Annotated in this window: 13 protein-coding genes and 1 other RNA gene; 13 read left to right on the top strand and 1 reads right to left on the bottom strand. The window is 40.5% G+C overall.

Annotated features, from left to right (window positions below):
- The first annotated feature begins 632 nt into the window (after positions 1-632).
- A complete protein-coding gene (locus tag LKD42_RS11090; RefSeq protein WP_248835718.1) occupies positions 633-1,928 on the top strand; it encodes a homoserine dehydrogenase in 1,296 nt (431 codons plus the stop codon).
- A gap of 173 nt (positions 1,929-2,101) precedes the next feature.
- On the opposite strand, the gene LKD42_RS11085 is transcribed toward LKD42_RS11090, so the two are convergent.
- Positions 2,102-2,428, bottom strand: coding sequence for a helix-turn-helix domain-containing protein (locus LKD42_RS11085; RefSeq protein ID WP_173866429.1), 327 nt, complete (start codon positions 2,426-2,428; stop codon positions 2,102-2,104).
- Positions 2,429-2,584: 156 nt separating this feature from the next.
- Here LKD42_RS11085 and LKD42_RS11080 point away from each other — a divergent pair, with 156 nt between their 5' ends.
- From LKD42_RS11080 to ssrA, 12 genes are all read left to right on the top strand, one after another.
- Positions 2,585-2,803 (top strand): hypothetical protein, encoded by a 219-nt coding sequence (locus LKD42_RS11080; protein ID WP_173866430.1) that lies wholly within the window; start codon positions 2,585-2,587, stop codon positions 2,801-2,803.
- 223 nt (positions 2,804-3,026) lie between these two features.
- On the top strand, positions 3,027-3,281 hold the full coding sequence (locus tag LKD42_RS11075; protein ID WP_173866431.1) for a hypothetical protein: 255 nt from the start codon (positions 3,027-3,029) through the stop codon (positions 3,279-3,281).
- A gap of 55 nt (positions 3,282-3,336) precedes the next feature.
- On the top strand, positions 3,337-4,092 hold the full coding sequence (locus LKD42_RS11070) for a prolipoprotein diacylglyceryl transferase (protein ID WP_248835717.1): 756 nt from the start codon (positions 3,337-3,339) through the stop codon (positions 4,090-4,092).
- 12 nt (positions 4,093-4,104) lie between these two features.
- On the top strand, positions 4,105-4,752 hold the full coding sequence (locus tag LKD42_RS11065; RefSeq protein WP_248835716.1) for a hypothetical protein: 648 nt from the start codon (positions 4,105-4,107) through the stop codon (positions 4,750-4,752).
- Positions 4,753-4,768: 16 nt separating this feature from the next.
- Complete coding sequence (locus LKD42_RS11060) at positions 4,769-7,159, top strand: leucine-rich repeat protein (RefSeq protein ID WP_248835715.1); 2,391 nt, start codon at positions 4,769-4,771, stop codon at positions 7,157-7,159.
- A gap of 57 nt (positions 7,160-7,216) precedes the next feature.
- Complete coding sequence (locus LKD42_RS11055) at positions 7,217-7,954, top strand: hypothetical protein (protein ID WP_248835714.1); 738 nt, start codon at positions 7,217-7,219, stop codon at positions 7,952-7,954.
- A gap of 426 nt (positions 7,955-8,380) precedes the next feature.
- Positions 8,381-9,922, top strand: coding sequence for a 2,3-bisphosphoglycerate-independent phosphoglycerate mutase (gene gpmI, locus LKD42_RS11050; protein ID WP_147631805.1), 1,542 nt, complete (start codon positions 8,381-8,383; stop codon positions 9,920-9,922).
- Between the two features lie 88 nt (positions 9,923-10,010).
- Positions 10,011-11,258 (top strand): phosphopyruvate hydratase, encoded by a 1,248-nt coding sequence (gene eno, locus LKD42_RS11045; RefSeq protein ID WP_248835713.1) that lies wholly within the window; start codon positions 10,011-10,013, stop codon positions 11,256-11,258.
- A 59-nt stretch (positions 11,259-11,317) separates the two neighbouring features.
- Complete coding sequence (secG, locus tag LKD42_RS11040; RefSeq protein WP_022119467.1) at positions 11,318-11,554, top strand: preprotein translocase subunit SecG; 237 nt, start codon at positions 11,318-11,320, stop codon at positions 11,552-11,554.
- A gap of 128 nt (positions 11,555-11,682) precedes the next feature.
- Positions 11,683-13,836 (top strand): ribonuclease R, encoded by a 2,154-nt coding sequence (gene rnr / locus LKD42_RS11035; RefSeq protein WP_248835712.1) that lies wholly within the window; start codon positions 11,683-11,685, stop codon positions 13,834-13,836.
- 21 nt (positions 13,837-13,857) lie between these two features.
- Positions 13,858-14,322 (top strand): SsrA-binding protein SmpB, encoded by a 465-nt coding sequence (gene smpB, locus LKD42_RS11030; protein WP_022119464.1) that lies wholly within the window; start codon positions 13,858-13,860, stop codon positions 14,320-14,322.
- Between the two features lie 130 nt (positions 14,323-14,452).
- Positions 14,453-14,801, top strand: a transfer-messenger RNA (tmRNA) gene (ssrA, locus tag LKD42_RS11025).
- Positions 14,802-14,901: the final 100 nt, after the last annotated feature.

The following is a 14,901-nucleotide window of genomic DNA, read 5'->3' as shown; positions in this document are numbered from 1 at the left end:
CACAGCGATTCTGTTGGGTAAATGTCAGCAAAGCTGACCAGAATCGCGTGCCAAGTCTCACGTGCGTTCGACTTGAATATTGTTTTAAGTGAAAATATAAAAACAGGGATGTCGAAACATCCCCATTTCAAACTTTTTCACTTGAAAAATACGAGTGAGTAGTTTATAATCAGAACAGAAGCAACGAAGGATTGGCGATGTCCGAGTTGCCCCGGAAACTTATAGTATGCTATAAACATGGCTATTTCCTGGTGGTATAGGAAATAGCCGCTTTTATTTTTTGTGATTATCTATGTATGTAAGTGCTGTGAAAATTATAAACACAAGCGTCAATACTTCCAAAGTATTCATACAAATTCCTCCTTTCTGTTTCCGGGAGGGCAATCATAGACTATTCCTACATATGCTTTCAATCTGACTAATGACAGTTTAGCATATATCAGACAAACGTACAATACAAGAAGCAAATATAATTAGCAATATGAGAATGTCAAAACAATAAAAAGCAAACAAAATAATGCAATATAAAAATGTATAAGCAGAAAGAAAAAAGATTCAGAAAACAGGCAACATTTAGTGAAACAGGAAACTGGAAGAAAAACAAAACACAAAGCAGAGAGGTGCAAATCATAATGAAAGAATACAAAGAAATCCAGGTGGCACTTTTAGGACTTGGAACCGTCGGACTCGGCGTATATAAAGTATTGCAGATGCAGAAAGAAGAAATGCAGCATAAGATCGGTACCGAGATCAAGATCAAGAAAATCCTGGTGCGAAATCTGGAAAAAGCAGCCGGGAAAATCGAGGATGCCTCTGTGCTGACGAACAACTGGCAGGAGATCGTAAACGATGACAAGATCCAGATTGTGATCGAAGTAATGGGCGGCATGGAGCCGGCAAGAACGTATATCATGGAAGCAATGCAGGCAGGAAAACAGGTCGTGACGGCAAACAAAGACCTGATCGCAGCCGATGGAAAGGAACTGATGGATCAGGCGAAGAAAAGCGGATGTGATCTGCTGTTTGAAGCAGCGGTTGCCGGTGCGATCCCGATCATCCGACCGCTCAAACAGTGCCTTGCCGGAAACCATTTGAGCGAGATCATGGGAATTGTCAACGGAACCACAAACTTTATCCTGACAAAAATGGCACAGGATGGCATGGAATTTGAAGAAGCACTGGCACTGGCGACAGAGCTTGGCTACGCAGAGGCCGATCCTACTGCTGACATTGAAGGGCTGGATGCCGGACGAAAAGTGGCAATCATGGCATCGATTGCTTTCAATTCTCGTGTGACCTTTGACGATGTTTATACCGAAGGAATCACAAAGATCACCGCATCCGATATCCGTTATGCAAAAGAAATCGGCAGCGTGATCAAACTTCTCGGCGTGGCACGCAACACACCGGAAGGAATCGAAGTACGTGTCCATCCGATGCTGATCCCGGAAAGACATCCACTGGCATCCGTCAATGATTCTTTCAACGCCGTTTTTGTACATGGTGATGCCGTGGATGATGCCATGTTCTACGGCCGCGGAGCCGGAGAACTGCCAACGGCAAGTGCGGTGGTCGGAGATATCTTTGATATTGCCAGAAACCTCCAATATGAGTGCTGCGGCAGGATCAGCTGCACCTGCTACAAACAGCTGCCGATCAAAGCGATGGATGACATCTGTTCCAAATACTTCCTGCGTATGCTGGTAGAAAACGAGCCGGGTGTCCTGGCAGCCGTAACCGCCGTGTTCGGCGACCGCAAAGTCAGCATCGAGCAGATCATCCAGAAAAAGAAGATTGGAGAGCTGGCGGAGATCGTAGTCATCACCGAAAAAGTAAAAGAACGCCACGTAAAAGATTCCCTGAAAGCCTTTGAAGAGATGACAGCAGTGAAAAAAGTGTCATCTGTGATCCGCGTGTACGGAGAGTAGGGAGATTGAAAGAAATTTCAGAAGTTTTTGCATTAATCATAGTGGAAACGATATGAAAATAGAATGATAACTGTAAAATAAATAGTGAAATGAAAAGGTTGCCCGGCTGGTTCCGGGCAATTTTTATGCAAAAATGTATAGAAAAAGATAATGGATATGGACTATAAGCAGCCTTACAGAGACTGATTAGAGAGCCAGGTCAGAAAACTTTTGGCAAGGGACAATTGCTTGGCATTCATAGGACGCAGCATTTCAGAAATATTTTTCCATTCTTGATTGTCATGTGAAAGAGTACCAATCAGAAATTCATCCGGAGTCGTATCCAGAGCCACAGCAAGACGCATGATAACCTCGACGGAAGGAATAGAAATGCTGCGTTCGATGTTAGAGAGATACTTGTAACCGAGGTCTGCTTTTTCTTCTACTTCGGATTGCTTTAATCCTAATTCTTTTCGTCGTCGTGCAATACGTTTTCCTATTTCAGTGTAATCTAAAGTCATAGTAAACTCCTTTGCTTTTTGATTTCATCATATGCAAAAAAGTAAATTGATAAACGAATTAAAAAATGGATATTCGACTTGACATATTCTTAAAACGATTGTAAAATGAATACACGATTATAAATCGAAAAACAAAAATATAAGGAGGAAGAACAAATGGGTGTAGAATTAAAAGATGGATCAGCTGAATATTGGGAGTATAAAGAGATGGCGGAAGATATTTACAGAGATTTTTGTGCGGCAAATGATACAGATGCTAAACGCCGTCATAAACAAAGAGGCGATCGTTTAAAATCGACATTAATCAGTGAATATGGAAGAGGAGACAGTAATGTAAGATATATTATCGATACATATCTGGATCTGCGAGTATAATAGTGTAGAAAAGTAACGAAAATAAATATTAGTATAAAAAGAGTCTGGTTTTCTTGAAATTAAGGAAACCAGATTTTTTGCTAAAGATAAACATGAAATAACAGAATGAATTGGATTATATTTGAAAAATTGAAAGAATTCGACTTGACACGCGAAATAATCGACTATATAATGAAAATACGACTAAAAGTCGAAAAATGAAAAACATAAGGAGGAAGAAAAAATGGGCGTTGCATCATTAGTACTGGGAATTTTAGCTGTATTGATAGGTATCTTCAGTAGTGGTGTACTTGGATGGTTAGGAGCAATCATGGCAATTATAGGAGTTGTAATGGGAGCACTTGGAATGAAAAAACCAGAAAGTAAAGGGATAGCTACGGCAGGATTGGTTCTGTCTATTGTTGGTCTGGCATTATGCCTTATCATGTATGCAGCATGCGTAGCATGTGTAGGCGGTTCAGCAGCATTGTTTAGCTGATAAAAAGCGGCTTCTGCATTTTGCAGGAGCCTTTATTATATCAAGGAGAACAGATATGCATATATATGTAGAAATATATGGACATAGGATACCTACATATGGTCTGCTCATCACGATAGGTGTGATTTTGGCGAATTTAATAGCCATTATATGTATGAAACGAAAATATAAAAAAGACTGCATAGAAGATTTTTTGATTGTAGAAGCATATACGATGGCAGGGGCGTTTCTGGGAGCAAAATGTCTGTACTTGTTGGTTAGCTATAGAGATATTGACTGGGAAAATATCTTTAATATTAAATATTTCAATACTCTTATGCAAGGCGGATTTGTATTTTATGGAGGATTGATTTTTATATTCCTACCTGAAAAAATTCATAAAATTGAAGCGGAAAAGTATATAGAGCATTATATATTTTTAATTCCATTTATTCATGCATTTGGGAGAATCGGATGTTTTGAGGCAGGATGTTGTTATGGAATTCCATATACAGGATATGGGGCGGTTTACTTTCCAGAAGGTTCGATGGCACCACCGGATATAGCATTGTTTCCGGTACAGATTATTGAGGCGTTTTTTGAATTTATAATAGCAGCGTATATTTATCGATGTTCAGACAAGCTGGGATCTAAAAAAGGTTTATATGAATATTTATGGCTATATAGTTTGCTGAGATTTGTATTGGAATTTTTTAGATATGATGTAAACAGAGGAAAAATAGGATTTTTGTCAACGTCACAAATTATAAGCTTAGTTATAGCGATTATTGTCTTTGAAAAAAAGAGAAAAATAAATAATTATGGTAGATAAGGATGAAATAAGATGAAAAAAAGTTTAGTAAGTGTAATATTAGTAGCTTCGATGATGTTGAGCATAGGAGGCTGTGGTTTAAAAAAGAAAAATGATTCAAAGATATTGGAGGGAAATTGGAAAGCAGATCTGGAGTGTGAAAAAATAGTTACAGATGAACTTTCAAAGGATGAGGATACCAAAAGCAATAATATGGCAATGATTGATGCCATTAAAAAATATGCAGATTTTAATGAGCTGGAAGCTATAGTAACATTTAAATTTAACCAAGATGGTACGTATTCAATAGAACCGGATCTGGAACAATGGAATAGCACATGGGGAGCCTTTAGTACTGCCGCATTAAATGGAGCAAGAGAATATTACAAGAGTATTGGAGTAGGAGATGCAATGGTTGAGGGTTTTGAATCTAAAGAGGAATTTTTGGGATACTCTATAGCTTATACCTTAATGGATTTAAGAATTCCTATTACAAAAGCAGTTTTTGTGCAGCAAAATGGAAAATATAAAGCAATAAACGGTAAATTATATATTAATAAGGACTCTTCAAAAGATGTGGATATAACCACAGATTATTATGGAACGTATGAAATTACAGGAGATAGTGAGCTTACAGTGAAAAACAGAGATGGAGTAGAATATATTTGCCAAAAGGAATAAAAGGAGTTTGATTAAAATGAAGAGAAGAATGATAGTGTATATTTGTACATTGATTTTAGTATGTATGTTTTTTAAGACGATACCGACAGTAGCCAAAGAAAATACAGATGCTATTAACATCGAGAAGATGAGTGAAAATATATCAGAAAAGCAGGTACGCAGTACAATTGTTGGCTCTGGAGAATGTGGAGAAAATGCAACGTGGAAATTGGATTCTACAGGTACTTTAACAATTAGTGGGACAGGGGAAATGTATGATTACAGAACACCGATAAGTGCCAATCTGTGGTCTGGCTCCAAAATGGTACCATGGATGAGAGACTATAATGGTTTGATTAAAAGAATTGTTGTAGAAGAAGGAATTACCAAAATCGGTGATGGAACTTTTGTGTGGGCTGGAGCAGAACCGGATAATAATGTGGTTGGTGAAGTGGAATCTATTACGTTGCCATCTACCTTGAAAAGCATTGGTTATGAGGCATTTTTTATGGTAGCATGTCCATACATGTATATTCCTGACCGTGTTGAAACAGTACACGGTGAAGCGTTTATGGCAGCGAAAATTGCAGAAATATCCGTGGGTACTGCTAATATTACAAAGCAAGCATTTACATCTTCTGGTGTTTCCAAAGTTATATTAAGAAATGGAGTTACGACAATTGGAGAATATGCATTTGATGGGTGTAAAAATTTGAAAGAGGTTACTTTCCCACAGTCGTTGAAGATAATTGGACGTTCTGCTTTTTTTGGGTGTACAGCAATCGAAACCATTACAATTCCAGATTCAGTAACACAGATTGATCCAGATGTTTTTTATGGATGCACATCATTAAAGACGGCTGTCATCAGAGCAAAGATTGAAACAATAGGTCAGGAGTGTTTTAGAGATTGCAGCAGTCTTTCCAGTGTTTCATTGCCAGGCAGTTTGAAAGGTATTGCATATGGTACGTTTCAGGGATGCAGCAGTCTGGTTAATGTAGATATGCCTGAAGAGATTACTTATATCGGAGCAGGAGCATTTTATAACTGCACATCTCTGAAATCAATTCGCATTCCTCAAAAAGTGCAGGATATTTATTCGCAGGCTTTTGGAAACTGTTTGTCTCTGACAAGTGTTGACATTCCGGCATCTGTAAATAACATTGTGCTTGGAGTTGGTGGAAAACTAAATAATTTTAGTGCATTTAATGAATGTGAGAATTTAAAGAGTATTACAGTGAATCCGGCAAACCAAGTGTATAAATCATATGATGGATGTATTTATAATGCAAATAAGACAGAACTTTTATATTGCCCATTAGGAAAAACGGAAGTAATGATTCCGGATACAGTGGTCAGTATACCAAATTATACATTCTATACAACAAATCAAAATGAACATTTAAAGAATATTTATTTTTATGGAAAAGCACCGGAAATTCCAGATGATGGAATGCAATGTGTTACAGCAAATGTATATTACCCGGAGGATAATAACAGTTGGAACACAGAAACGAAAAAGAATTATGGAGGAAATCTTAACTGGACAGGATGGCAGCCGGATATTTCAAAATATAATGTTACATTGTGGCAGTCAGATTTTGTTTATGACGGAGCAGAGAAGCGACCGATGGTATTACTGAAATATGGAACAAAAATTCTTGAAGAAGAAGCGTACAATGTGGTTTATGAAAATAATATAAATGCAGGAATAGCACACGTTAAGATTACTGGTGTTGGAAAATATAAAGGGACGGCAACAGAAAGATTTGTTATCAATAAAGCAAAGCAGAATATAAGGATAAATCTTGCAAAAAATACTATAGAAATTGGAGAGACGTTGCAGATATCAGCGGAAGGGATAGGACAGATACAATATTTATCTGACAATACAAATGTTGCATCTGTCAGCAGTACAGGATCGATTAATGCTAAAAATACTGGCAGAGCAGTAATCCAGATTACGGCATATGGAAATGAAAATTATGAGCCGCAGACAGAAAGTATTGTAATAAACGTAATCTCTAAAGATGATAACAAAAACAATACAGAGGAAACCGATAAAAGCGACAATGGGGCAAATAAAGATAATCAGGAAACTGACCATAATAAAGGAGAAATGGCAGATAGCAACAGTAAAAAGAATGAAACGGAAACAAACAGTAACTTTCAGCAAACAATAGCAAAGACTACTCGGAAGATCACACTTAACCGTAAGAAACTGACTTTAAAGAAAGGCAAGAGTTTCAAATTGAAAGTCACTATAACACCAAAAGACAGTCAGGATAAAATTTCTTACAAGACCTCTAATAAAAAGATTGCTACTGTAAGTAAAAATGGAAAGATTAAAGCAAAGAAAAAAGGAACAGCAAAAATCACAGTGATTTCAGGTAAAAAGAAAGCAGTCTGCAAGGTGAAAGTAAAATAGTGTAACGGGCTAATGATACAGTAAAGAACTTTTGGATGAACAGAGAGGAGTCTGGATATGAAGGTGAAAATAAGTGAATATACTCCGTATTTACTGGTAGGTTTGCTGATAGTAGTTATTGCTAGGCATTTTTATAATCCGTTGCAGGTGGTTGATATGTGGTCACTTATGCAAGAGAGTGAAGATATGTCTATTCCAATGCCAGTTATGGAAAGAATCATAGGTATACTTGTTCCAACTATGGCATCCATGATTGAAATGTATGGATACGTGGCAGGTATAATAGAAGCGGCAAATAACAGTAGTTTTGTAATTGTATTTGCAGTAGAATTTGCTTGTTTCGGTTATATTGTGATTACATATTTGTTAGAGAAAATTCATGCATACTGGCACGAAGAAGAGGGGACTTTTGCGATGTGTGTTGATATGTTATGTATAGAGAACATTGTATTATATGTGTTCAATTTACTTTGCTATGTGATCAGCATAATTTTTCAGAGCCTGAGTTTGTCGGATATGTTTTATGGTGTAATAATTTTTATATTTGCGTTGCCAACGATGTGGGGATTTTTATTGCAAGTTATATATTCTGCGATCAATATGTCTATATCAATGGTGATTCCAGCGTCAATTGCATACTTGTTGATGTATGTAGTAGGAGAGACGCTTGCATATGTGATTATGATAATACTTATACTGCTTTTCTCTCAGGTTGTGTGGAGGCTTTGTTCTGGATTTATTTATGATAAGTTACTGAGAGGATTTTCACATAATCACTTAAGCTTATCAGATTAATAGCAAGATGAAGAAACAGAAGAGGTGAAAATTAATGTAGTTTTGCAGAGAGAGCAAAGCGATGGTGATTTTCTGATCTGAGAAGAGGATGTGGACGAATGAAAGCAGTCAGAAAAGATGACTAAATAATAAAAATTAAAATGTAATATTGAAAATTAAAATGTTATATGCTATAATGCTGTTCGGGCGATAAAATGGGAAAATAAAGATTCATTAAAACACAGAAAATCTCTGGTACTGCCATACCAGAGGTTTTTTTGTTATTTTTTTGCAGAAAATAACAAAACTGAGGTCAGGTTATCGTTGATTTAAGAATTGACGGCTACCTGAAAATCATGTAGAATAAATGCGAAGCAAATATGGTTAAAGAATCCGGGGTTTTTAAGCTCCGGCATCATCATTATAATATAAAGGAGAAATGGAAAAATGAGCAAAAAGCCAACCGTTTTGATGATTCTTGATGGATATGGACTGAATGATAAGGTAGAAGGCAACGCAGTAGCACAGGCGAAAACTCCGGTTATGGACAAGCTGATGGCTGAGTGTCCTTTCGTAAAAGGCAATGCAAGTGGTCTGGCAGTAGGTCTGCCGGATGGACAGATGGGTAACTCTGAAGTCGGACATCTGAACATGGGTGCCGGACGTATCGTATACCAGGAACTGACCAGAATCACAAAAGAAATCCAGGATGGAGATTTCTTCAAAAACGAAGCACTGCTGCATGCAGTAAAGAGTGCAAAAGAAAACGGAAGTGCCCTGCATCTGTTCGGTCTGCTCTCTGACGGCGGTGTACACAGCCACAATACACACCTGTACGCACTGCTTGAGCTGGCAAAAAGAGAAGGTCTGGAAAATGTTTATGTACATTGCTTCCTGGACGGACGTGACACACCGCCTGCATCAGGCAAAGGCTATGTAGAACAGCTCGTTGATAAAATGAAAGAGATCGGCGTCGGACAGGTTGCAACTGTTATGGGACGTTACTATGCAATGGATCGTGACAACCGCTGGGATCGTGTAGAGCTGGCTTACAATGCTATGGTAAAAGGCGAAGGTGCAGAAGCAGCATGCGGCATCTGTGCAGTACAGAATTCTTACGACAACGGAAAGAACGATGAGTTCGTAGTTCCGGCTGTTGTTAAGAAAGACGGAGCACCGGTTGCAACAATCAAAGACAAAGATTCCGTAATCTTCTTCAATTTCCGTCCGGACCGTGCAAGAGAGATCACCCGTGCATTCTGTGCAGATGAGTTTGACGGATTCGCAAGAGAAAAGAGACTGGATCTGACTTATGTATGCTTCACAGAGTACGATGAGACGATTCCGAATAAAGAAGTAGCATTCCACAAAGTTTCTATCACAAATACCTTCGGTGAATTCCTGGCAGCACATAACATGACACAGGCAAGAATCGCCGAAACAGAGAAATATGCACACGTTACCTTCTTCTTCAACGGCGGAGTAGAAGAACCGAACAAAGGCGAAGACCGCATCCTGGTAAAATCCCCGAAAGTAGCTACTTACGATCTGAAACCGGAGATGAGTGCATATGAAGTATGCGACAAGCTGACCGAAGCTATCCGTTCTGAAAAATACGATGTGATCATCATCAACTTCGCAAACCCGGATATGGTAGGACATACCGGTATCCAGGCAGCAGCGATCGCAGCAGTGGAAGCTGTTGATGAGTGTGTAGGCAAGACCGTAGAAGCTCTGAAAGAAGTTGGCGGACAGATGTTTATCTGTGCGGATCACGGAAATGCAGAGCAGCTGATCGACTACGAAACAGGTGCACCGTTTACCGCACATACAACCAACCCGGTTCCGTTCATTCTGGTAAATTATGACGAGAACTATACACTGCGTGAAGGCGGATGCCTGGCAGACATCGCTCCGACTCTGATCGAGATGATGGGTATGCAGCAGCCGGCTGAAATGACAGGAAAATCTCTGTTGGTACGCAAATAATTTCTGAAGATCAGTCTTTGTATATGCAAAGCGATGTATAAAGAAAAACAAAAAGGACACACTATCCACAAGGAGGTGTGTCTTTTTTATGCAGAAATTCATTGCAATCAAAGATGTGTACGCAAGGGAAATTCTGGATTCCAGAGGGAATCCTACGATAGAAGTGGAAGTACTGGCTGAGGGAGATATTGTTGGGAGAGCGGCTGTGCCGTCCGGAGCTTCGACCGGGCAGTTTGAGGCGGTAGAACTCCGTGATCAGGAAAGACGTTACAATGGACTTGGCGTGCGGCGTGCCGCAGAACATGTCAACACGATCCTGGCAGACTGTGTGATTGGTGATAATGTACTGGAACAGCGGAAAATTGATGAAAAACTCTGTCATATAGATGGAACAGAGAACAAAGAAAATCTGGGGGCAAATGCAATTCTTGGCATATCAATGGCAGTAGCTCAGACGGCGGCAAAGGCACTGCATCTGCCGCTGTATCAGTATCTTGGCGGAACGTTTGCCCATCAGATGCCGGTGCCAATGATGAATATTTTAAACGGAGGACGCCATGCATCCAATACCGTCGATCTCCAGGAATTTATGATCATGCCGTTTGGGGCAGAGAATTTTTCAAAAGGACTTCAGATGTGTGCAGAGATTTACCACACACTGAAAAAGATTCTGGATGTCCGGGGGTTATCAACCGGAGTTGGAGACGAGGGCGGATTTGCCCCGAACCTGAAAAATTCAGAAGAAGTTCTGGATGTCATTGTGGAAGCGGTCGAGAAGAGCGGTTATCAGATGAAAAAAGATATTATGATCGCACTGGATGCGGCAGCTAGTGAACTTTACGATGAAAGACAGGGAATTTACCGGTTTGAAGGAGAAGGAAAAGAACGCACCACAGAAGAGATGATCGCATATTATAAGAGACTGACTGAAAAATATCCGATTTTTTCCATCGAGGACGGATTGTTTGAAGATGACTGGATCGGATGGAAACACCTGACGGAAGAACTGGGAGAAAAAGTTCAGCTGGTAGGAGATGATCTGTTTGTGACAAATCCCAAACGACTGAAAAAAGGAATCAAACTGGGAGCTGCCAATGCAATTCTGGTTAAAGTAAACCAGATTGGTACGCTGACAGAAGCTTTTGAAGCGATTGAGCTTGCAAAACGGAGTGGATATGCCACGATCATCTCGCATCGTTCCGGTGAAACAGAGGATACGATGATTGCAGATATCGCAGTTGCCACAGGAGCCGGACAGATCAAAACAGGAGCTCCGTGCCGCAGTGAAAGAATTGCAAAATATAACCAATTATTGCGTATCGAAGAGCATATTTAAGTTGACAAAGAAATACAAACTATGCTAAACTGTTTTTGTTTGGTATAGGAGGTGTTAATGTGGAAATCTTGAGAACAGTTATCAATATACTCTTTATTTTGGATTGTATCGCACTGACCGTTATCGTATTGATGCAGGAAGGAAAGTCCGCAGGGCTGGGAGCTATTGCAGGTGCAGCAGATACTTACTGGGGAAAGAACAAAGGCCGTTCTATGGAAGGAGCACTTGTGAAATCCACAAAGTTTCTTGCGATTGCATTTATCGTAATTTCCATAGTTCTGAATCTGAATTTCTAGGAAACCTGCAGAATTGTCAAAGGCAGGTTCTTTTGAACGCATGACACGTTAAAACACTCTTGTGGTTGGTAACTGCAAGGGTGTTTTTTAGTGTTGCCGGTCAGAAAAAGCAGCAACCGATTCCCCACATGACAAACAAGGAGGGTAACATGGACAGCAAACAGTTAGAAAAAAGAAAAAAGGTTCTTTTAGACCTGATGAACGATAAAATATATGTACCGATGAAGATCAAGGAGCTTGCTATCATCCTCCAGGTGTCAAAAGAAGAACGGCCGGATTTGGAGCTGGTCTTAAATGAACTTCTGGCAGAGGGCAAGATTGAAATCTCCAAGAGAGGCAAGTATAAAATTGCAAAAGAAAAGACGGTTACCGGAACTTTTGTGACACATCCGAAAGGCTTTGGCTTTATTGAAGTGGAAGGCAGAGATGATGATATTTATGTTTCAGAAGAAAACATCGGCAATGCTTTTTACGGAGATGTGGTTCAGGCGACTCTGATCTCCGGGACGACCGGGAAACGTCAGGAAGGACGCATCACACAGGTCATCTCCCATACGGTCACGGAAGTGGTTGGCATCTATGAACAGAGCAAACATTTTGGCTTTGTGATTCCGGACAACCAGAAAATCCTTCAGGATATTTTTATCCCGCAGGAGTGTGCCAAAGGTGCGGTAAACGGCCATAAGGTGATCGCAGAGATTACTTCTTACGGCAGCAGCAAGAAAAAGCCGGAGGGCAGGATCACAAAGATCATCGGCCATATCAGTGATCCGGGGACGGATGTACTTTCTATTGTTTATGCAAAAGATCTTCCGTTTGAATTTCCGGAAAAGGTGCTCAATCAGGCAGAACGAGTGAAAGGTGAGGTCAGTGAGGCAGATATGCAGGGCAGACTGGATCTTAGAAAGGTACCGATGGTCACGATCGATGGTGAAGATGCCAAGGATCTGGATGATGCTGTATCACTGGAAAAGGATGGAAATATCTGGCATTTGGGCGTGCATATCGCAGATGTCACAAATTATGTGCAGGAGAACAGTGCACTGGACTGGGAGGCAAAGAAACGCGGAACAAGTGTGTATCTTGTGGATCGGGTGATCCCGATGCTTCCGAGAAGGCTCTCAAATGGCATCTGTTCTTTAAATGCAGGATGCGACCGGCTGGCACTGAGCTGCCTGATGGACATCGATGAGAAGGGCAAAGTGATCGGCAGCCGGATTGCGGAGACGGTGATCTGTGTGGATCAGCGAATGACCTACACCAGCGTGAAGAAGATTCTGGAGGATCAGGACGCAGAAGAAATCGAAAAATATCAGGAATTTGTCCCGATGTTTGAAAAGATGAGAGAACTGTCAGAACTGCTTCGCAAAAACCGCCATGCACGCGGTTCGATCGACTTTGATTTTCCGGAAGCAAAGATTATCCTGGATAAAAAAGGAAAACCGGTTGATATCAGACCATACGAGGCAAATACAGCGACAAAGATTATCGAAGATTTTATGCTGCTTGCAAATGAGACGGTAGCATCCGAATATTTCTGGCAGGAAATTCCGTTTTTATACCGTGTCCACGATACACCGGATCCGGAAAAAATCCAGGCACTTGCAGAATTTATCCGCAATTTCGGATATGGACTGAAAGGTGTCCAAGACGAAGTCCATCCAAAAGAACTGCAGAAACTCCTCTCAAGAGTTGCAGATTCACCGGAAGAGGCACTGATCAGTCGTTTGACCCTGCGTTCCATGAAACAGGCGAGGTATTCGACAGAATGTACCGGACATTTCGGACTGGCAGCGAAGTATTACACGCATTTCACTTCTCCGATCCGTCGGTATCCGGATCTGCAGATTCACCGGATCATCAAGGAAAATCTGCGTGGCAGATTAAATGCAGAGCGGATCGCACATTATCAGGAGATCCTGCCGGAAGTGGCAGAACATTCCAGTAAGACGGAGCGAAGGGCAGATGAGGCAGAGCGTGATACCGATAAAATGAAAAAAGCAGAATACATGCAGCAGCATATCGGTGAAGAATATGAAGGCGTAATCTCAAGTATTACATCCTGGGGCATGTATGTAGAACTTCCAAATACCATCGAGGGACTGATACATGTTGCAAATCTTTACGATGACAGGTATTATTATAATGAAAATACCCATGAGATGGTCGGCTCAGATCTTGGAAAGGTTTACAAACTCGGTCAGAGTATCCGTGTACGTGTGCTTGATGCTGATAAAGAAAATGCAACAATTGATTTTGTGCCTGCAGCTATTTGGGAATAAGTCAGAGACGGGAGGAAAGATATGGGAGCAGAATCCATAAAACTGATTGCAAACAACAAAAAAGCATATCATGATTATTTTATCGAAGACACGTATGAGGCAGGGATTTCTCTTCACGGAACAGAGGTTAAATCCCTGCGAATGGGAAAATGCAGCGTAAAAGAATCCTTTGTCCGTATTGAAAACGGCGAAGTGTTTATTTATGGTATGCACATCAGCCCATATGAAAAGGGAAATATTTTTAATAAAGATCCGATGCGTGTAAAAAAACTGCTGATGCATCGCTATGAGATCAATAAGATCGAAGGAAAGATCGCAGAAAAAGGATACACACTGGTTCCCCTGAAAGTATATTTTAAAGGCAGTCTGGTAAAAGTCTCTATCGGTCTTGCAAAAGGTAAAAAACTGTACGACAAACGACAGGATATCGCAAAGAAAGATATGCGAAGAGAAGCAGAGCGTGAATTTAAGGTGCGTAATCTGTAAAGATGGAAAACGCACAGAGATAAAAAGATGCAAAGAAAAATAAAAAGTGAAAATTTAAAAAAGACACTTTACAAAAATGAATTTCAGGTGTAAAATAAACTGCACTGTAAGATTATCTTCAAACAAACCAGGGCTTGTACTGGTTTCGACGGGGGTTTTGCAGTCAGGGAAGCCATCTGCGGGCCGGGACCGCACAGTAAACCGGAAACTAAATATAAACGCAGAAGATAATTACGCGTTAGCAGCCTAAGGGCTGCTTGTCGGCAGGAGGTTGCTCACAGCTTCCCCAACCGGCATCAAATCCTGTGAGGCACTCTGTGGCCAAAGCTTTGCGGCGGCAGAAGAACTTATGAAGCTACTGAGGCTGTGAACCTGTCATTAGGTGCACCGTTGAGGGAACGTTAAAATAATGACTGTGATGGGAGATGCCTTGATGAATAGGCTTTCGGACAGGGGTTCGATTCCCCTCAGGTCCATCCTGAAAAGCTCGATTTTATCGGGCTTTTTTGTTATCGTTTTTAACTGTGCTGCATTTTGTACGCATTTTAGATAAGATGTGTGGACTTTCTGTGAAAATCA

The organism is Hominisplanchenecus faecis, assembly GCF_020687205.1.
In the GTDB taxonomy this organism is placed as follows: Bacteria; Bacillota; Clostridia; order Lachnospirales; family Lachnospiraceae; genus Hominisplanchenecus; species Hominisplanchenecus faecis.
The sequence above is the reverse complement of the archived record's forward strand: the minus strand, read 5'-3'. Positions and strand labels throughout refer to the sequence as shown.

Bases quoted from the DNA above. Each gene is read 5' to 3' on its own strand.
- LKD42_RS11090 (WP_248835718.1), top strand. From the start codon at position 633: ATGAAAGAATACAAAGAAATCCAGGTGGCACTTTTAGGACTTGGAACC.
- LKD42_RS11085 (WP_173866429.1), bottom strand. From the start codon at position 2,428: ATGACTTTAGATTACACTGAAATAGGAAAACGTATTGCACGACGACGA.
- LKD42_RS11080 (WP_173866430.1), top strand. From the start codon at position 2,585: ATGGGTGTAGAATTAAAAGATGGATCAGCTGAATATTGGGAGTATAAA.
- LKD42_RS11075 (WP_173866431.1), top strand. From the start codon at position 3,027: ATGGGCGTTGCATCATTAGTACTGGGAATTTTAGCTGTATTGATAGGT.
- LKD42_RS11070 (WP_248835717.1), top strand. From the start codon at position 3,337: ATGCATATATATGTAGAAATATATGGACATAGGATACCTACATATGGT.
- LKD42_RS11065 (WP_248835716.1), top strand. From the start codon at position 4,105: ATGAAAAAAAGTTTAGTAAGTGTAATATTAGTAGCTTCGATGATGTTG.
- LKD42_RS11060 (WP_248835715.1), top strand. From the start codon at position 4,769: ATGAAGAGAAGAATGATAGTGTATATTTGTACATTGATTTTAGTATGT.
- LKD42_RS11055 (WP_248835714.1), top strand. From the start codon at position 7,217: ATGAAGGTGAAAATAAGTGAATATACTCCGTATTTACTGGTAGGTTTG.
- gpmI (WP_147631805.1), top strand. From the start codon at position 8,381: ATGAGCAAAAAGCCAACCGTTTTGATGATTCTTGATGGATATGGACTG.
- eno (WP_248835713.1), top strand. From the start codon at position 10,011: ATGCAGAAATTCATTGCAATCAAAGATGTGTACGCAAGGGAAATTCTG.
- rnr (WP_248835712.1), top strand. From the start codon at position 11,683: ATGACAAACAAGGAGGGTAACATGGACAGCAAACAGTTAGAAAAAAGA.
- smpB (WP_022119464.1), top strand. From the start codon at position 13,858: ATGGGAGCAGAATCCATAAAACTGATTGCAAACAACAAAAAAGCATAT.